Origin of the sequence: Pseudarthrobacter sp. NPDC058329, from assembly GCF_042879835.1 — a bacterium.
Taxonomy (GTDB): Bacteria; Actinomycetota; Actinomycetes; order Actinomycetales; family Micrococcaceae; genus Arthrobacter.
Genome location: NZ_JBHVZR010000013.1, coordinates 30,038 through 48,370 on the forward strand (window position 1 = coordinate 30,038; position 18,333 = coordinate 48,370).

15 protein-coding genes and 2 riboswitches are annotated in these 18,333 nt (G+C 66.5%); of the genes, 12 read left to right on the forward strand and 3 right to left on the reverse strand.

The features are described from left to right. From gatA to ACFVYC_RS15915, 3 genes are all read left to right on the forward strand, one after another. Positions 1 to 1,557, forward strand: coding sequence for an Asp-tRNA(Asn)/Glu-tRNA(Gln) amidotransferase subunit GatA (gatA, locus tag ACFVYC_RS15905; protein WP_387551976.1), 1,557 nt, complete (start codon positions 1 to 3; stop codon positions 1,555 to 1,557). Continuing rightward, the gene (gatB, locus tag ACFVYC_RS15910; RefSeq protein ID WP_387551979.1) at positions 1,558 to 3,066 is read left to right on the forward strand and encodes an Asp-tRNA(Asn)/Glu-tRNA(Gln) amidotransferase subunit GatB; all 1,509 of its coding nucleotides are present in this window, start codon (positions 1,558 to 1,560) and stop codon (positions 3,064 to 3,066) included. It abuts the gene before it with no gap. Positions 3,067 to 3,213: 147 nt separating this feature from the next. Continuing rightward, positions 3,214 to 3,795, forward strand: coding sequence for a hypothetical protein (locus ACFVYC_RS15915; protein WP_387551982.1), 582 nt, complete (start codon positions 3,214 to 3,216; stop codon positions 3,793 to 3,795). Positions 3,796 to 3,867: 72 nt separating this feature from the next. On the opposite strand, the gene ACFVYC_RS15920 is transcribed toward ACFVYC_RS15915, so the two are convergent. Beyond that, positions 3,868 to 4,779, reverse strand: a complete 912-nt coding sequence (locus ACFVYC_RS15920) for a LysR family transcriptional regulator (RefSeq protein ID WP_387552212.1) — start codon at positions 4,777 to 4,779, stop codon at positions 3,868 to 3,870. A gap of 132 nt (positions 4,780 to 4,911) precedes the next feature. Here ACFVYC_RS15920 and tdh point away from each other — a divergent pair, with 132 nt between their 5' ends. The 6 genes from tdh to ACFVYC_RS15950 all read left to right on the forward strand — a co-directional run bounded on the left by tdh (position 4,912) and on the right by ACFVYC_RS15950 (position 11,290). Continuing rightward, positions 4,912 to 5,958, forward strand: a complete 1,047-nt coding sequence (gene tdh, locus ACFVYC_RS15925; protein ID WP_387551984.1) for an L-threonine 3-dehydrogenase — start codon at positions 4,912 to 4,914, stop codon at positions 5,956 to 5,958. Positions 5,959 to 5,966: 8 nt separating this feature from the next. Continuing rightward, positions 5,967 to 7,163 carry a glycine C-acetyltransferase gene (locus tag ACFVYC_RS15930; protein WP_387551987.1) on the forward strand — a complete coding sequence of 399 codons (1,197 nt, stop codon included), beginning with the start codon at positions 5,967 to 5,969 and terminating at the stop codon, positions 7,161 to 7,163. A gap of 41 nt (positions 7,164 to 7,204) precedes the next feature. Then, the gene (locus tag ACFVYC_RS15935) at positions 7,205 to 8,323 is read left to right on the forward strand and encodes an NAD(P)/FAD-dependent oxidoreductase (RefSeq protein WP_387551990.1); all 1,119 of its coding nucleotides are present in this window, start codon (positions 7,205 to 7,207) and stop codon (positions 8,321 to 8,323) included. Between the two features lie 11 nt (positions 8,324 to 8,334). Further along, on the forward strand, positions 8,335 to 9,546 hold the full coding sequence (hutI, locus tag ACFVYC_RS15940) for an imidazolonepropionase (RefSeq protein WP_387551993.1): 1,212 nt from the start codon (positions 8,335 to 8,337) through the stop codon (positions 9,544 to 9,546). A gap of 96 nt (positions 9,547 to 9,642) precedes the next feature. Continuing rightward, positions 9,643 to 10,446 (forward strand): DeoR/GlpR family DNA-binding transcription regulator, encoded by an 804-nt coding sequence (locus tag ACFVYC_RS15945; RefSeq protein WP_387551996.1) that lies wholly within the window; start codon positions 9,643 to 9,645, stop codon positions 10,444 to 10,446. A 64-nt stretch (positions 10,447 to 10,510) separates the two neighbouring features. Next, entirely contained in the window at positions 10,511 to 11,290 is a 780-nt protein-coding gene (locus ACFVYC_RS15950; protein ID WP_387551999.1) for a CPBP family intramembrane glutamic endopeptidase, read from the forward strand. Between the two features lie 97 nt (positions 11,291 to 11,387). Here the strand turns inward: ACFVYC_RS15950 and ACFVYC_RS15955 are convergent, their stop codons facing one another. Then, entirely contained in the window at positions 11,388 to 12,872 is a 1,485-nt protein-coding gene (locus ACFVYC_RS15955; protein WP_387552001.1) for a DUF222 domain-containing protein, read from the reverse strand. 188 nt (positions 12,873 to 13,060) lie between these two features. After that, positions 13,061 to 13,699, reverse strand: coding sequence for a VOC family protein (locus ACFVYC_RS15960; RefSeq protein ID WP_104042873.1), 639 nt, complete (start codon positions 13,697 to 13,699; stop codon positions 13,061 to 13,063). 164 nt (positions 13,700 to 13,863) lie between these two features. After that, a riboswitch (SAM riboswitch) is annotated at positions 13,864 to 13,979 on the forward strand. A 42-nt stretch (positions 13,980 to 14,021) separates the two neighbouring features. Here ACFVYC_RS15960 and ACFVYC_RS15965 point away from each other — a divergent pair. From ACFVYC_RS15965 to ACFVYC_RS15975, 3 genes are all read left to right on the forward strand, one after another. After that, a complete protein-coding gene (locus ACFVYC_RS15965) occupies positions 14,022 to 15,347 on the forward strand; it encodes a bifunctional o-acetylhomoserine/o-acetylserine sulfhydrylase (protein WP_387552005.1) in 1,326 nt (441 codons plus the stop codon). Between the two features lie 97 nt (positions 15,348 to 15,444). Next, a riboswitch (SAM riboswitch) is annotated at positions 15,445 to 15,560 on the forward strand. A 12-nt stretch (positions 15,561 to 15,572) separates the two neighbouring features. Then, positions 15,573 to 16,688, forward strand: a complete 1,116-nt coding sequence (locus tag ACFVYC_RS15970; RefSeq protein WP_387552008.1) for a homoserine O-acetyltransferase — start codon at positions 15,573 to 15,575, stop codon at positions 16,686 to 16,688. A gap of 181 nt (positions 16,689 to 16,869) precedes the next feature. Beyond that, positions 16,870 to 18,252 (forward strand): MFS transporter, encoded by a 1,383-nt coding sequence (locus tag ACFVYC_RS15975; protein WP_387552011.1) that lies wholly within the window; start codon positions 16,870 to 16,872, stop codon positions 18,250 to 18,252. Positions 18,253 to 18,333 lie beyond the last annotated feature (81 nt).

An 18,333-nucleotide genomic window follows, 5' to 3' on the forward strand; every position in this document is an offset into this window, starting at 1 on the left:
ATGACTGACACGAACGAACTCATCCGTCTCTCCGCCGCCGCGCTGGCGGAAAAGCTGGCTGCCCGCGAGGTCACCTCTGTCGAGGTGACCCAGGCATACCTGGACCGGATCGCGGCAGTTGACGGCGGCGAACGCGGAGTCAACGCCTTCCTGCACGTCAACGCCGAGGAAGCGCTCGCCGTCGCCGCCGAGGTGGACGCCATCCGCGCCGCCGGCGGCGCCGGGGCTGACGCCCTGCACGTCCTCGCCGGCGTCCCCATCGCCGTGAAGGACCTCATCGTTACGGTGGGCCAGCCCACCACTGCCGGCTCCAAGATCCTCGAGGGCTGGCACAGCCCTTACGACGCCACCGTCGTCGAGCGCCTGCGCGCGGCGAAGATGCCCATCCTGGGCAAGACCAACCTGGACGAGTTCGCCATGGGCTCCTCCACCGAGCACTCCGCGTACGGGCCCACCCGCAACCCGTGGGACCTGGACCGGATCCCCGGCGGCTCGGGCGGCGGGTCCGCTGCCGCCGTCGCCGCCTTCGAGGCGCCCCTTGCCCTCGGCACCGACACCGGCGGGTCCATCCGCCAGCCCGGCGCCGTCACCGGCACCGTAGGCGTGAAGCCCACCTACGGCAGCGTGTCCCGCTACGGCGCCATCGCCATGGCGTCCTCGCTGGACCAGATCGGGCCGGTATCGCGCACTGTGCTGGACTCAGCCCTCCTGCACGAGGTCATCGGCGGGCACGATCCCCGCGACTCCACCTCCCTCGCCGACCCGCTGGCAGACCTCGTGGCTGCCGCGAAGACGGGCAACGTCGAGGGCATGCGGATCGGCATCATCAAGGAGCTGCACGGCGAGGGCTACCAGGCCGGCGTCGAAAACCGCTTCAACGACTCCCTGGAGCTCCTGAAGGAGGCCGGCGCCGAAATTGTTGAGGTGTCCTGCCCCAACTTCCAGTACGCACTGGGCGCCTACTACCTGATCATGCCCTCCGAGGCGTCCTCCAACCTCGCCAAGTTCGACGGCGTCCGGTATGGCCTGCGCGTCCTCCCCGAGGACGGTCCCATGACCATCGAACGCGTGATGGGCGCCACCCGCGCCGCAGGCTTCGGCGACGAAGTGAAGCGCCGCATCATCCTGGGCACCTACGCGCTCTCCGCGGGCTACTACGACGCCTACTACGGCTCGGCGCAGAAGGTCCGCACGCTGGTTCAGCGCGACTTCGAAGCTGCTTTCACCGTGGCCGATGTCCTGATTTCGCCCACCGCCCCCACCACCGCTTTCCGCCTCGGCGAGAAGCTTGATGACCCCCTGGCCATGTATCTCAACGACGTCGCCACCATCCCGGCCAACCTGGCCGGCGTCCCGGGCCTTTCCCTGCCCGGCGGCCTGGCGGACGAGGACGGGCTGCCCGTTGGCATCCAGCTGCTGGCCCCCGCCCGGGAAGACGCACGCCTGTACCGGGTGGGCGCCGTGCTGGAATCGCTGCTTGAGGCGAAGTGGGGCGGTCCGCTGCTGGCCCAGGCGCCGGGGCTGGGCGAGCTTGTCGAAGCCAAGGAGGCAAAATAAATGAACACTGACGCAGTCCTGAGCTTCGAAGAGGCCATGGAGAAGTACGATCCCGTCCTGGGGTTCGAGGTCCACGTGGAGCTCAACACCAAGACCAAGATGTTCTCCTCGGCCCCGAACGTCTTCGGTGACGAGCCCAACACGAACGTCAACGAGGTGGACCTCGGCATGCCCGGCGTCCTGCCCGTGGTGAACAAGGCCGCCATCGAGTCCTCCATCAAGATCGGCCTCGCGCTCAACTGCAAGATCGCCGAGTCCTGCCGGTTCGCCCGGAAGAACTACTTCTACCCGGACACCCCGAAAAACTTCCAGACCTCCCAGTACGACGAACCGATCGCGTACGACGGCTACCTGGACATTGAGCTCTCCGACGGCACCGTGTTCCGCGTGGAAATCGAACGCGCCCACATGGAAGAGGACGCCGGAAAACTGACCCACATGGGCGGCGCCACCGGGCGCATCCAGGGTGCGGACTTCTCGCTGGTGGACTACAACCGCGCGGGTGTTCCGCTGGTGGAAATCGTCACCAAGCCGATCGAGGGCGCCGGTTCCCGCGCCCCCGAACTGGCCAAGGCCTACGTGGCCGCCGTGCGGGAGATCGTCAAGAACCTGGGCGTGTCCGACGCGAAGATGGAACGCGGCAACGTGCGCTGCGATGCCAACGTCTCGCTCCGCCCGCATGGCCGCGAGCGGTTCGGCATCCGGTCCGAAACCAAGAACGTGAACTCGCTGCGCGCCGTCGAACACGCCGTCCGCTACGAGATCCAGCGCCACGCTGCCGTCCTTGATGCCGGCGAGCCCGTCATCCAGGAAACCCGGCACTGGCACGAGGACACGCGCACCACCACCTCAGGCCGGGCCAAGTCCGACGCCGACGATTACCGCTACTTCCCGGAGCCGGACCTGGTTCCCGTGGTTCCCTCCCGCGAGTGGGTTGAGGAACTCCGGGCCACCCTGCCCGAGCCGCCGGCCGCCCGCCGCAAACGACTGCAGGCCGACTGGGGCTACTCCGACCTCGAATTCCGCGACGTGGTGAACGCCGGCGTTATGGACGAGATCGAGGAAACCATTGCCGCCGGTGCGTCCGCTTCCGTGGCCCGCAAGTGGTGGATGGGCGAGATCGTGGGCCGCGCCAAGAACGCCGACGTCGACCCCGGCCAGCTGGGCGTTGAGCCGGCCACCATCGTGGAACTTGCCCGCATGGTGGAAGCAGGCAAGATCAACAACAAAATGGCCTCCGAGGTCCTGGACGGCGTGCTCGCCGGCGACGGAACCCCGGCTGAAATCGTGGAGAAGCGCGGCCTGGCCGTGGTCTCCGATGACGGGCCGCTGCTGGAAGCGATCGACGCCGCGCTGGCAGCCCAGCCTGACGTTGCCGAGAAGATCCGCGGCGGCAAGGTCCAGGCCATCGGCGCCATCGTGGGCGGGGTCATGAAGGCCACCCGCGGCCAGGCCGACGCCGCCCGGGTCCGCGAGCTGATCCTTGAGAAACTGGGCGTCACCGTTTAGTTTCCTCATCCCAACTGGGTCGCATTTAATGCCGTTTTGAGCGCTCATAACGGCATCTATTGCGACCCAGTTTTGGTTTAAGTACTCGGATTCCACATACCGCCCCCTACTCGTGTGCAGTAGTGTGTCCCGGTTCTACACTGAAGCATGTCCGTCCGGGAACCGTTGAAATTCCGCAAGACCGTGATCGCCGGGGCTGTGGCCCTTGCCCTGACGGGGACAGGGGTGGCGTTTGCGTGGGCGGCGGGCGATTCGGCCTCGCCGTCGCCCTCGCCGTCCCAGTCGCAGGCGGCCCCTGGCCAGGAAACCCGCAAGGCCAAACCGGACAGGGCCCAGCGCCCGCAGCATCTGCACAGCGAGATCGTGGTCCAGAACGCAGACGGAACGTTCGCGACGGAACTGCGCCAGCGCGGCACGGTGGACGCAGTCAGCGCCACGTCCGTCACCGTCAAAAGCGAGGACGGCTACTCGCAGACCTACACGGTCAATGCCAACACCAAAGTCACCCAGGTGCCCCCGGCTGGCAACGGCACCCCGGCAACGCCCGGCAGCGGCAAGCGCCTCAAGCCGGTGGCGGGCACCATTGGTGACATCGCCGCGGGTGACATCGTCCGGATCTCCGGCGTGAAGAAGGAGGACCAGGCTACTGCAGAGCGGATCGTTGAGGGCGCCGGAGACGGCCGGGGATTCGGGCTGGGCCGCGGCCATGGCAAGGGCCACCGAAAGTAGGTAGCGGCGAGTGTCGTTTTCGGTGCTTGAGTTCACGCGGTGATAACGATACTTGGCGCTGCCCGGCTGGGGTCAGCCCTGTTCCACCAAGCCAGCCATGATGCCCTGCAGCGCCTCGGAGACAATCATGACCGAGCGGCGCTTCAGGTTTTCGGGACGTGCCAGCAGGTCAATCCGGCGCCGCGTGCTGATTCCCTCCAGGGGCCGCAGCACGATATCCGGGTTGAGCACCGGCCCAGCGGTGTACCTCGGCAGCAGCCCCACCACTCCGCCGGCAGCCACCAGCGCCGCAACGGTGGAGTAGTCGTTGATCCGGTGCACGATGTTCAGCTCGCGGCTGGACACAGCCGCAACGGCGGACAGCACATCGGCGGGGGAGTAGCCGGTGTGACTGGTCACCCAGGCCTCCCCGCCGACGTCGTCCGCTGTTACGGCCGCCCTCCCGGCCAGCGGGTGCCCTACTGGCAGCGCCACGTCGAGGGGCTCATGCGCCAGCGGAATCACCGTAACCCGCTCCGCGGGCCACCGGGGGCTGTGGTCCATCCTGTGGGCCAGCACCAGGTCGTAGCGGGCGGTGAGGGCCGGAAAGTCCTGCTGCGCCACGTCCTCGTCCGAAAGTTCAATCCGCGGCTGGCCAGGCGCGTCCAGGATCCTGGCGAGCGGCGCGAACACGGCCTGCCCCACGCTGTGGAAACCGGACAAGGTGACCCTGCCGGCCGGCGTGCCGTGATAGCTTCCGATCGCACCCCGGGCGTCCGCCATGGCGCTCACGACGGCGGCCCCGGCGTCAGCCAGCACCTGGCCTGCCTCGGTCAGCACCAGGTTCCGGCCCTCCTTGCGCGTCAGCGGCACCTCCACGGTCCGCTGCAGGAGGGCCAGTTGCTGGGACACAGCGGACGGCGTGACCATCAGCGTGTCCGCCACGGCCTTGACGCTGCCCAGGGCGCCGAGTTCGCGCAGAATTTCGAGCTGGTGTATCTCCACGCGTTCCAGTTTACGCATTAGGTTTTGCTACATCGTCGATTGAGACAATAGCGGTTGTGCTAAAGCTTCTTCCTCGCTGTAATGAGGAGGGCAGCACCTGCCGCCGACGCAAGACGAAGAGTGAGGAAGCCGATGAAGGCTTTGTACAAGCCAGGCCCACAAGCAGGCTTCGAACTGGTGGACCGTCCCGAACCCGTGGCGGGTCCCGCTGATGTGAAGATCCGGGTCATGACCACCGGGATCTGCGGCACGGACCTGCACATCCAGTCCTGGGATTCCTGGGCGCAGGGGATCATCCAGGCGCCGCTTATTCCCGGCCACGAGTTCTACGGCGAAGTGGTTGACATCGGCGAGGACGTCCGGGACGTCAAGGTGGGTGACCGGGTTTCCGGTGAGGGCCACGTGGTCTGCGGCATCTGCCGGAACTGCCGCGCCGGCCGCCGTCAGATGTGCATCCACACCGTCAGCGTAGGTGTGCAGCGGGACGGTGCGTTCGCCGAGTACGTGGTGATCCCGGAAACTAACGTGTGGGTTCACCACGATCCCTCGGTGACGCCCGAGCTCGGAGCCATTTTTGACCCGTTCGGCAACGCGGTGCACACGGCATTGAGCTTTCCGCTGGTGGGCGAGGACGTGCTTATCACCGGCGCTGGACCTATTGGGCTGATGGCCATCGCTGTGGCACGCCATGCCGGTGCCCGCAAGATCGCCATCACGGACGTGTCCCGGCCCAGGCTGGACCTGGCGCGGCAGCTCGGTGCGGACCTCGCCATCGACGTCTCCACCACCCGGGTCCGCGACGCCCAGCGCGAACTGGGCATGCGTGAAGGCTTCGACATCGGGATGGAAATGTCCGGCCACCCCACCGCCCTGCCGGAGATGATTGACAACATGAACCACGGTGGCCGGATCGCCATGCTGGGCCTGCCCAGCCAGGACATCACCATTGACTGGGGCAAGGTGGTAACCCACATGCTCACGCTCAAAGGCATCTACGGCCGCGAAATGTACGAGACCTGGTACGCCATGAGCGCCATGCTGTCCTCCAACCCTGTGTTGCACGCGGGCATTTCCGCGGTCGTCACCGACACGCTCCCTGCCACGCAGTGGGAGAAGGGCTTCGAGCTCGCCCGCAGCGGCGCAGGCGGAAAAGTTGTCCTCGACTGGACCCAACCCTAAGGAACACCATGTACACCTCAATCAAGGACCAGCTGGGCACCGAGCTGGAGGACATCCGCGCCGCAGGCCTGTTCAAGACCGAACGCAGCATCAACTCGCCCCAGTCAAGCCACATCAACGCGGGCATCATCGGCCGGCAGGGCGCCGACGTGCTGAACTTCTGCGCCAACAACTACCTTGGCCTGGCGGACCACCCGGACATCATCAGGGCAGCCAAGGCGGCCATGGACGAGCGCGGCTTCGGCATGGCCAGCGTGCGGTTCATCTGCGGCACCCAGGACCTGCACCTGGAGCTCGAAGCCCGGGTCTCCCGGTTCCTCGGCACCGAGGACACCATCCTGTTCAGCAGCTGCTTCGACGCCAACGGTGGGGTTTTCGAGTCCCTTTTCGGCCCGGATGACGCCATCATCTCCGACGCCCTGAACCACGCCTCCATCATCGACGGCATCCGGCTGTGCAAGGCCCAGCGGTACCGGTACGCCAACCAGGACATGGCGGACCTGGAGGCCAAGTTGGTGGAAGCGAAGGACGCGCGCCGCAAGATCATCGTCACCGACGGCGTCTTCTCGATGGACGGGTACCTGGCCCCGCTGGAAGCCATCTGCGACCTCGCCGAAGAGCATGATGCCCTGGTGATGGTGGACGATTCCCACGCCGTCGGTTTTATGGGCGCAACCGGGGCCGGCACACCTGAACACGCAGGGGTATCGCACCGGGTGGACATTTACACCGGCACCTTCGGCAAGGCGCTCGGCGGGGCATCAGGAGGGTACGTCTCCGGCCGCGCGGAAGTGGTGGCCATGCTCCGCCAGAAGGCCCGCCCGTACCTATTCTCGAACTCGCTGGCCCCGGCCATCGTCGCCGCCACCATCAAGGCCCTGGACCTGGTGGAGAACTCGGCGGACCTGCGGCGCACGCTCTTCGACAACGCGGCGCTGTTCCGCCGCCGGATGACCGAGGAAGCCTTCGACCTCCTGCCCGGTGAGCATGCCATTGTTCCCGTGATGTTCGGCGACGCCGTCCTCGCCGCCAAGGTGGCGGACCGGATGCTGCAGCACGGCGTCTTCGTTACCGCTTTCAGTTTCCCGGTGGTGCCGCGCGGGGCGGCCAGGATCCGCGTCCAGCTTTCGGCGGCGCACTCAGCGGACGACGTCGAAACGTGCGTGCGTGCCTTCGTCGCCAGCCGTGCCGAGGTGGCCGCGTGACGGCAGCCACAGTCCGAGCCTGACTCTGCAAGGATGGTGCCATGGCAGCACATTACGATGTCCTGATTGTTGGCGGCGGCATCGCCGGGCTTTCCCTGGCCTCGGCCTTGGCCGGCAACTGCAGCGTGGCACTGGTGGAGGCGGAGCAGGAGCTGGCGTACCACACGTCCTCCCGCTCCGCCCGCCAGCTCATCCCCAGCTTCGGCCCGCGCGTGGTCCAGGAACTCACGGTCCGGACCCTCGAGCTGATCGCGGCCCGCGATGCTGAGCTGCCCGAACCGGTGCTCACAACGCGGAGCTTTATGCTGATCGGCAGCGAGGAGGCGGTGGCCGCGGAAGCCAGCGGCTCCATGCAGCCCATCACCCACGCCGAGGCGCTGGAACTCTGCCCGGCACTGGTCCCGGGTTCGTTCACGGCCGCTGGCCTGGATAACGGCTCCTTTGGCTGCAACGCGCCCCTGCTACTGGCGGACCACCGGCAGCGCGCACTCGCCGCCGGTGTGGACGTCATCACCGGCGCGCGGGTCCATTCCGCGCAGCGCGTCGGCTCCGGCTGGGAGGTCGGCGCCGGCATGGAGGCCTTCGAGGCGGCCATCATGGTCAACGCCGCCGGTGCCTGGGCGGACGAACTCGCCGTCATCAGCGGGGTGGAGAAGCTCGGGCTGCAGCCGTACCGGCGCACCGCGGCGATTGCCGACGTCGAACATCCCCTGCCGGAGCACAGTCCCATGGTGGCGGCCGCGGACAACACGTTCTACTTCCGCCGCGACGGCGGGGACGTGCTGATCTCGCCATCGGAACACGTGGCCAGCGGACCCGAGGACGCGCGGCCCCGGCCGGGCGACGTGGAGCGGCTGGTGGCCACGTTGAACAAGGTGACAACGCTGGGCATTTCGGGAGTCCGCCAGGCGTGGACGGGCCTGCGGACCGAAGCGGCCGACGGCGTCCCGGTGGCCGGATTCGACGCCGAAGCCCCCGGCTTCTACTGGCTCGCCGGCCAGGGCGGCTATGGCTTCCAGACGTCGACCGCAATGGCGGAACTGGCGGCCGCGCAAATCCTCGCCGGCCAAGAATCCGTTAGCGCGGCTATCGCGGCCAACGGTCCGGCATCCCGGACAGCACAGGCGCTGGCGGCAACCCGCTGGTCAGTACGGCGCTGAAGAATAGGTGTATGAGTACGCTGATCACCAATATCGCCGAGCTGATGACGCAGGACCTGGCGCACCGGGTGCTGCGGGACGCTGCGGTGGTGATCGAGGGGGAGCGCATCTCGTGGATCGGCGCAGCGGCCAATGCTCCTGCAGCGGATGACGCCGTCGACGCGGGTGGCCGCGCCATGCTCCCCGGCTGGGTGGACTCCCATACGCACCTGCTCTTCGCCGGCGACCGGACCGCGGAGTTCGAGGCGCGGATGGCGGGGGACTCCTACTCCGCAGGGGGCATTGCCGTCACCATGGATGCCACCCGGAGGACGTCGGATTTCGACCTCACCCGCCTGGCGCTGTCCCGCGTTGACGAGGCCGTTTCGCAGGGAACCACGTACATCGAAACGAAAACCGGCTACGGCCTGGACGCTGAACACGAGACCCGGAGCGCGCGGATCGCCTCCACCTTGGCGGACCAGGTCACCTACCTCGGAGCGCATTTGGTGCCGGCCGGGCAGGACCCGGACGATTACACCGATCTCGTCTGCGGTCCGATGCTGGCTGCCGTTCGGCCCTACGTGCAGTGGGCCGACGTCTTTTGCGAGGAAGGAGCTTTCACGGCTGAACAGGCCCGCCGGGTGCTGCTGGCCTGCCGTGAAGCGGGCTTGGGGCTGCGCGTCCACGGCAACCAGTTGGGCGAAGGGCCCGGGGTGCAGCTCGCGGCGGAACTCGAAGCCGCCAGCGTTGACCATGTGAACTACCTCGCGGACAAGGATGTGGACGCGCTCGCCGAAACCTGGACCGCCTGGGACTCCGCGGCCGGAGCCGGGCGGCGTGGCACGGTGGCGACGTGCCTGCCTGCCTGCGACCTCTCAACCCGCCAGCCGCTTGCGCCGGGACGGGCGTTGCTTGACGCCGGCGTCCAGGTGGCACTGGCCTCCAACTGCAATCCGGGTACGTCCTACACCAGCTCCATGGCGTTTTGTGTGACTACCGCCGTGCTGCAAATGGGCCTCAGTGTCCACGAAGCTGTCCGGGCAGCGACCTACGGCGGCGCCCTTGCGCTGCATAAGGACTCAGGAAACGACGCCGACGGCGAACGCGCCGTGGGTTCCATCGCCGTCGGACACCGTGCGGACCTCCACCTGCTCAACGCCCCGTCCGCGACGCACCTTGCGTACCGGCCGGGTATGCCCCTGACGTACGCTGTATGGCGGGCAGGGACCCGGGCCAGATAGTCAGAACCGGAAATCTGACGTTAGATGATCGTTAGTCCTCTGTTATGATCAAAAAACGTCATCAAGCCGGTGGCGGACGTAGCCGGAGGCCCTCGCATGACCCGCACCGATCGCCTGACAGCCATCCTCGACATCCTTGCCAGAACCGGTCAGGTAGAGGTCGAAGAGATTGTCAGCACCCTCAACGTTTCGCCGGCCACGGCCCGGCGCGACCTGGACAGCCTGGCAAAGCGCCGGCTGCTGACCAGGACCCGGGGCGGCGCCACCACCGGTGCGCTCGCGTACGACCTGCCCGGCCGGTACAACCGGGACGACCATGCTGAGGCCAAGGAGCAGATCGCCCAGGCGGCCTCTGCGCTGATTGCTCCCGGAGCGGTGATCGGACTTTGCGGCGGCACCACCAGTACTGCGCTGGCCCAGATCCTGGCCACCCGCGAGGACCTTAACGCGCCGTCCAACCAGCCCACCCTCACGGTGGTGACCAACGCGATCAACATCGCCGGGCAGCTGGCTGTCCGGCCAAACATCAAGGTCATGGTCACCGGCGGAATCCTCAATCCGCGGTCCTACGAACTCGTGGGACCCTACACGGACATCATCATGCAGAAGGTGGTGCTGGATATCGCCTTCATCGGCGTCAACGGCATCGACCCAGAGGTGGGGCCAACCAACACGGGGGAGGGGGAGGCTTCGGTAAACGCCCTGCTGGCCAGCAGGGCGCGGGTTTCCTATGTGCTGGCTGACTCCTCCAAGGTAGGGGTACGCGCCTTTGCCACCATGGACGGCTACAACTTCACCCGCCTGATTACGGATTCAGGAATCTCGGCCAGGGACAAGGCGGCCTTCGAGGCGAACGGCACGGAAGTGATTGTGGCCGGCGGCTGGTCCGACACCCAATAGCGGTGCGCCGGCACTTCGGCAGGCCCATCAGCCCGGATCCAGAAACTGCAGGCAAGATGGGTACATGCTGGTTCCCTCCCGCCGCCGCCTGCGGATAGAAGTCTGGATCGTCCTGGGTCTCTCCCTGGGCCAGTCCGCCGTGTACTCAGTGGTGCAGCTCCTGGACAAGATGACCCGGGCCCCGCTGGCGGAGGGCACTTCAACACTCAACCGCTCGCAGAGCACCCGTGAGTACTTTGACCTGACCTACCAACTGCTGGACATCATCTTTGCGCTGGTGCCCGTGCTGCTGGTGATCTACTTCCTCACCGACCACAGGCAGTCGGCCTCCGGCGACGGCAGCACTTCGGGTTCAGCTTTCCGAAAGCTCGGATTCAACTTTGAGCGCCCGGGCCGGGACCTGCTCCAGGGACTCGGGCTGGCGGCGCTGATCGGGATCCCATCCCTGGGGCTCTACGCCGCGGGCCGGGCCCTCGGCATCACCACCGCCATCATTCCCAGTGCACTCGACGCTTACTGGTGGACAGTTCCGGTGCTGATCCTGTCCGCGGTGCGCCATGCCGTGGTGGAGGAAGTCATCGTGGTGGGATACCTGTTGAACCGCTTCGGAAAGTTCGGCTGGAGCGTGCCGCTGTCCATCCTGGTGAGTTCGCTGCTCCGCGGCACGTACCACCTGTACCAGGGCTTCGGGCCCTTTATCGGCAATGTGGTCATGGGCGTCGTCTTCGCCTGGCTGTACACGCGCACGCGCCGGGTGATGCCCCTGGTAATCGCGCACGCCCTCCTGGACATCGTGGCGTTCGTCGGATTCAGCCTGTTTGGCAAGGCGGTAGGACTGGGCTAGCCGACCCCGGTGGTCGAGCCGGGCCAGTGGTGAGCCCGTCGAAACCCATGCTGGAACCCGGTGGTTGAGTTTGTGGGGTTTCGACATGCTCAACCGTTTAACCGTGGGCATGTAGGAACTGTTCCAGTCCTTCTTCTCCAGGGGAGAGCCCGATGTAGATGAAGTCCGGCGGATCACCGATGGCGGACTGCGGTTGGTGGGGCCAGTGGGGTGGTTCCCAGTCGTGGTGTTCGGGTTTGTAGTGGCGTCCGGTGGGTGAGGTCCAGCCGGGTGGCGCGTTCTGGGTAGTTGGTGTGGGGGTCCAGCCGCTGTTGTGTTTGAGGCGGTGGTGTTTAGGGCAGAGTTGAGCGAGGTTGCTGATGCCGGTGGTTCCGCCGTGGTGCCAGGCGGTGAGGTGGTCGGCCTCGTTGTCCAAGGAGGGGTTGTTGCAGCCGGGGAAGGTGCATTTGCCGTCCCGGAGTTGAAGTGCTTTCTTCATGGCTTTGGTCAGGCGGTAGCTGGTCCGGCCGATCTCCAGCGGCGCGCCGTCGCGCGGGTCCACGAGGACCCGGTGGAACGAGCTGGCCCCGTCCGCGAGGAGTTTTCGTGCCATGGAGGCCGGGATGGGGCCGTATCCGTCCAGCATTGCGGGTTCGCCGGTGAGGCCCAGCAGGGAGAACACGGGAACGGTGACCAGGACCTGCGCCCGGATCCCCGAGGACGGGCCCGCATCGGTTCCCGCAGCCGCAGAATCACCGAGGCCAGAGCCGGTGGTGCCACTGCCGCTGCTGGTGCCGCTGCCGAGAACCGCTGCGGCGAAAGTATCGGCCTTCAGTTGGGTGAGGGTGCGGGTTTCCTCCGGGCCCTGCATCCCGCGGGCCAGGGCGGTGAGCCGGTTCCAGCCCGCCACCGCCTGGTGGGCGGGCAGGCGGGCGGAGAGCCAGGCCATCCCGTCCTGGTCCGGCCGGTATTCCACCCGCCGGTCCGCGACGCCCTTGGCGTGGCGCTTCTCGATGGATTCGGCGTGGTGGCGTTCCCGCCAGGTCCGCGCTTTGTGGCGGAAGCGGTAGGCCGGGATCTCCCCGATCCGGGCAGCCGTGGCCGGCCGCGGGGTGTCCGGGCCCAGGAACTGGGCCTCCAGCGCCGCTGCCCCGGCCCGGTCAAGGCCCGCCGTTTCATCCACCATGACGAGGGCGTGCTGCCAGGAGATGGTTCCGGCCTGCAACGCCGACAGGGTCAGCGGCAACTCCCTGGCCAGGGCATGGGATGCGGCCAGGAACGAACCCGCCGCGCGGGGGCCGAGGGCCAGCAGGGCGCCGATTTCCGCGGCGATAGCCATCTCCTGCGCCTGCACCGGCGCGTCCGGCGGTGCCACAGCATCGGCGGTGTCCGTGTACTTCACCGCAGCCCGGGCCTTCAGACCCGCGAACCCGGCCTCGGCCACACGCGCCCCGGCAAGGATGTCCAGGCACCCATCCGCCAGCCCGGCCAGCGGATCAGCCTCCGAGAACGGCTCAGAACCACACCCGTCCACCTCAGCATTTAGCACAGCAAGGGCGGCGTTGATGTCGTCATACGCCTTTGCCACCGCCGCTGTGCCCATGAACCCATCATGACAAGGGGGTCAGACATTCCGGCGGGGATGCAATCCGGGCTCACAAAAAAATTCGGCCGCCATCGGCAGGTGACGCCGTTGTCACCTGCTGATGGCGGCCGAAGCTCAGGAGGGCAAAGAAGAGCACCTGCCCAACAGTCGGGGGCCGGGCAGGACTGCCCGGACTCCAGGAAGGATCAGATCGTGACAGCTCCGTTGGAGGTCTCGAACGTCACCGACAGGATGCCGGGGGTACCGTGCGGTGCCACCCACTCCACGGCGACGTCTTCCAACGGCTTTTCCACCGGCTCACCCAGCCATTCGGTGACCCGGGCTGCCGAACCGGCGATGGTCAGGCAGCTCATCTTCACGTTGCTGTCGTAGGCGTTGGAGGGGTGCAGGGAAGGATCGCCGTCCCACTTGAGCATGTAGGGAACCTGGGGGTCGGCAATCAAGCCCAGGATGCCGATCTGTTTCCAGACCAGTTCGCGGCCGTCCGGAAACTTGCGGTTGCCGTTGACTGCGGAGCGTCCCAGACGTTCCTCAAAGGGGGCCAGGTCGTCCACTTCGACGCACCAGCCCATCCAGCCGCCGCCGGCAGCAGACCGCGCACGCACTGCCTGCCCGAAGGGAGCCTTGTCCGAAGCGGGGTGGTCCAGGACCTCCACCACTTCGAGGTACTTGTGCCCCGCGAGCGGGATGATCATATTCCGGGTTCCGAACCGCGGGTGTACCCCGCCCTTGACTGCCTCAACGCCGAGGGCAGAGGAGATACGTTCGGTGGTGGCAGCCAGGCCATCGTGTTCACAGGCGTAAGAGACGTGATCCATGCGCATGGCAACATCTTGGCACTTTGTGATCGGGCTCTCAGCTAAGGGTACCCTTACTGGGATTTTGCCGTGGAAACCCTTCATGAACCCACCTGCCCCCGGGAAATCCTGAGGACTATGTTCGTCATAATCCTGTCGGGTGTTGTGTGCTCGTTCCTACACTGAGCTCAGGTCATGAGTGCCAGCGCCAAGCCCCGGCTCGCTGGCCGGCAACCCTCCATCCGCGGTGGGGTGCCCCGGGTGAGGACCTGGCTGTCCGGCAACGGCCGGATGGCAAGCGCGGCCCGCGGTGCTTCCAGCATGCCGGGCCATGTCAAAGGAGCCTTAGTTGTCCAACGGTTGGTCTTTCGAAACACGCCAGATCCACGCCGGGCAGGAGCCGGACGGCGCCACCGGTGCCCGTGCACTTCCTATCTACCAGACCACGTCCTTCGTGTTCCCCACGGCTGAGAGCGCCGCCAACCGCTTTGCCCTGGCCGAACTGGCGCCCATTTACACCAGGATCGGCAACCCCACGCAGGAGGCGGTGGAGCAACGGATCGCCAGCCTGGAGGGCGGCCTGGGAGCGCTGCTGCTCAGCTCCGGGCAGGCGGCGGAGACTTTCGCCATCCTGAACGTTGCCGAGGCGGGGGACCACATCGTCGCCAGCCCCAGCCTCTATGGGGGCACCTACAACCTCCTCGCCCACACCCTGAAGAAGTTCGGCATTTCAGTCACGTTCGTGGCGGACCCGGACAACCTGGACCAGTGGCGTAACGCAGTGCAGCCCAACACCAAGCTCTTCTTCGGCGAGGTGGTGTCCAACCCGCGGCAGGACGTCCTGGACATCGAAGGCGTGTCCGGGGTTGCGCATGACGCCGGAGTGCCCCTCATTGTGGACAACACCCTGTCCACCCCGTACTTGATCCGGCCGCTGGAATGGGGCGCGGACATCGTGGTGCACTCGGCCACCAAGTACTTGGGCGGCCACGGCTCGGCGATCGCCGGTGTGATCGTGGACTCCGGAAACTTCGACTTCGGCAAGGACCCTGCCAAATTCCCCGGCTTCAACACCCCGGACCCCACCTACAACGGGCTGGTGTACGCCCGCGACCTGGGCGCCGACGGTGCCTTGGGCGCCAACCTGTCGTACATCCTCAAAGCCAGGGTTCAGCTGCTGCGCGACCTTGGCTCGGCAGTATCGCCCTTCAACGCCTTCCTCATCGCCCAGGGGCTGGAGACGCTGAGCCTGCGGGTGGAGCGGCACGTGGCCAACGCCCTGGACGTGGCGCAGTGGCTGGAAGCGCGTGACGACGTCGAATCGGTCGCCTACGCCGGGCTGCCCTCCAGCCCCTGGTACGAGCGGGGCCGCAAATACGGCCCCAAAGGTACCGGCGCCATCGTGTCGTTCAACCTCGCCGGAGGTGCGGAGGCAGGCAAGCGCTTCGTGGACGCCTTGGAGCTGCACTCCCATGTGGCAAACATCGGTGACGTCCGTTCGCTGGTGATCCATCCGGCGTCGACCACCCACAGCCAGCTCTCACCGGAGCAGCAGGTGGTTGCCGGCGTGAACCCGGGTCTGGTGCGGATTTCGGTGGGGATCGAGCACATCGACGACATCCTGGCGGACCTCGAGGCAGGCTTCCGGGCCGCCAAGGGGGCCACCGGAGCCTAGCCCACCACGAGGGTGCCCAACGCGGCGGCAAGCCGGGAAAGTCACAACCAGTCACACTCTTGGCAGCAGGCAGGGGCTGTTTCGTACACTCGAAGCAGGTCATGAGTGCCAGTGACAGCCCCGGCTTGCTGGCCGGCAACCCTCCTTCCGCGGCGGGGTGCCCCGGGTGAAGACCTGGCCTGCCGGTCATACGACGGCGGGCAAGCGCGTAGAAGAGGTCTTGCCATGACGGTTACCGTCACCCGTACAACTGTCCCCGAACACGGGATTGTCCGCTATGCCTCCATCGGAGGCCTGCAGCTGGAGGCTGGCGGATACCTGCCGGACGTCACCCTCGCCTATGAAACCTGGGGCACCCTGAACGAGGACGGCAGCAACGCCGTCCTGATTGAACATGCGTTGACCGGCAGCACCCACGTGACCCGGGGCGACACCGAGGAGCCAGGCTGGTGGGAACAACTCGCGGGGCCGGGTGCGCCCGTGGATACCAACCGTTTCTTTGTGGTGTCCATCAACATCGTGGGCGGCTGTTATGGGTCCACCGGGCCGTCATCGCCCGCGCCGGACGGTCATCCATGGGGCTCGCGTTTTCCGCTGGTCACCCTGCGGGACAGCACCGCGGCCGAGGCCCGGCTGGCCGACCAATTGGGCATCGATAGCTGGTTCGCCGTGCTGGGCGGTTCCATGGGCGGTGCCCGTGCCCTGGAATGGGCGGTGACGTTCCCGGAACGGGTGCAGCGCTGCGCGGTGATTTCCGTGGGTGCCGCGAGCACCGCAGAGCAGATCGCCTTCGCCCAGGCGCAGACGCTCGCCATCCGACAGGATGCCAACTTCAACGGCGGCGACTACTACAACGGAACCGCCCCCGAGGAGGGCCTGGCCCTGGCCCGGCGCATCGCCCACATCACGTACCGCTCCCCGGTGGAGCTGGACGGACGCTTTGGCCGCTCACCGCAGGCCCCCGAATCACCGCTTCAGGGCGAGCAGCTCGCAGCCAGGGGGCGCTACCAGGTGGAAAGCTACCTGGACCACCAGGGCACCAAGCTGGTCCAGCGGTTTGACGCCAACAGCTATATCGCCATCACTGAGGCGCTCATGAGCCACGACGTCTGCCGCGGACGCGGCTCCCTCGTCCAGACCTTGTCCAGTTCCAGTGCGCGCTTTTTTGTTGCCGCCGTGGACTCGGACCGGCTCTACTTCCCGTCCCAGTCGCGGGAGCTGGCCCAGGCACTCCCCGGAGAGGTGGACGTCCACCTCATCGAGGCGCCCATCGGGCACGACGGTTTCCTTACCGAGATCGGCCAGCTGGGGAACCAGCTGCGGGAGCACCTTTCGGCCTGACATCACGCCCCCGACGCCCCTGAATGTGCAATAACGCAGATGCGCTCTGCATGATTCGGCGTTGAGCTGGGCGTTCGGGGCGACCATACTCGATGGGACCCGGCGGTTCGTGACCAAAAACACATGTACCCGCCATAGCCTGTCCCAGTGGTGTCGAAGACGACGCCGAAGGAGTTCACTAATGAGTACGGAACGCTCCGCCGCACGGCGGCCAGAGGAAACCGACGTCAAGGCCACAGGCCTGAGGAAAGTCGTCACGGCCTCCATGGCCGGCACCGTAGTTGAGTGGTATGAGTTTTTCCTTTATGCCTCCGCCGCCACCCTGGTGTTTGGCAAGATGTTCTTCCCCAATTCAGGTACCGAACTCGATGGCATCATCGCGGCCTTCGTTACGTATGCCGTAGGTTTCGTTGCCCGCCCGATCGGCGGCATCGTCTTTGGCCACTTCGGTGACAAGTTCGGCCGCAAGCAGCTTCTGCAGCTGAGCATCGTCCTGGTGGGCGTCGCCACCTTCCTCATGGGCTGCCTGCCCACCTTCGCCCAGATCGGCTACTGGGCCCCGGCCCTCCTGGTGTTCCTGCGCTTCATCCAGGGCTTCGCCGTCGGCGGTGAATGGGGCGGCGCCGTGCTGCTGGTGGCCGAGCACAGCCCCAGCAAGTCCCGCGGGTTCTGGTCCAGCTGGCCGCAGTCCGCCGTGCCCATGGGCAACCTCCTGGCCACCGGCGTCCTGTTCACCCTCTCCGCCACGCTTTCCCCGGAAGCGTTCCTTAGCTGGGGCTGGCGCGTCGCCTTCTGGCTCTCCGCAGTGATCGTGATCGTTGGCTACTACATCCGCACCAAGGTCCAGGATGCGCCGATCTTCATCGAAGCACGCAAGGAAGTCACGGTGGAGAAGAAGGGCTACGGTGTGGCCGAAGTCTTCCGCCGCTACCCGCGCGGTGTCTTTACCGCCATGGGCCTGCGCTTTGCCGAGAACATCCTGTACTACCTCGTGGTGACGTTCTCCATCACGTACCTGAAGGTCGTCGTCCAGACCGACACTTCCCGCATCCTCCTGCTCCTGCTCGTGGCGCACTTCATCCACTTCTGCGCCGTTCCGCTCGTCGGCAAGATGTCGGACGCGTACGGCCGGCGGCCGGTCTACATGGCGGGTGCCATCCTGGGCGGCACCTGGGGCTTCTTCGCCTTCCCCATGATGGACACCGGCAATGACTTCATCATCCTGGCCGCCATCACCATCGGCCTGCTGTTCCACGCGCTGATGTACGCCGGGCAGCCGTCCATCATGGCCGAAATGTTCCCCACCCGGATGCGGTACTCGGGCGTTTCCCTCGGCTACCAGGTGACCTCCATCGTCGCCGGTTCGCTGGCCCCGATCATCGCCACGTCACTGCTGGGAACCTTCAACTCCTCCACCCCGGTGGCCCTGTACCTGCTGGCAGCCTGCATCGTGACCGCGATCTCCGTGTTCTTCCTCAAGGAGACCCGCGGCATCTCGCTCCACGACGTGGACGCCGCCGACGCCCAGGGCACCGCCGACCTGCTGGCTGCCGGCAAGAAATAGGCCCTGCCAGTACCAAGCAAACACAGCACACCAACTGCCCGGACCCGCTACCACGCAGGCCCGGGCAGTTGGGCGTCAGCA